1 protein-coding gene is annotated in these 284 nt (G+C 60.9%); it reads right to left on the reverse strand.

Annotated features, from left to right (window positions below):
* Positions 1 to 59: 59 nt before the first annotated feature.
* Positions 60 to 284 (reverse strand): OmpA family protein (locus tag Q4563_RS23680; RefSeq protein WP_303605657.1); only part of this gene is annotated, 225 nt, incomplete at its 5' end.

Consider the following 284-nt stretch of genomic DNA (forward strand, 5'->3'; position numbering starts at 1 on the left):
TGGTCTTTAGAGTCCGTTGTATAAGAGTGTGAGGCGCAAGTGTGTGTGTACGGGTCATCTTATTGGCCCTCGCCGGCGGGAGCGTCATCACGCGGTTTGTCTGGGGTGATTTCCGCGCGGCGGTTTAAGGCGCGACCCTCCAGGGTATTGTTGTCGGCAATGGGGCGCTGCCAATCGTAACCTTTGGTGCCGAGACGCCCGCGGTCTATGCCCAAGTCGGTCAGCAGGTTGTACACCGCCATAGCGCGCTGGCGAGCCAGGCGCTGGTTGAGCGACAAAGGCCC

This window comes from Gilvimarinus sp. 1_MG-2023 (assembly GCF_030548285.1).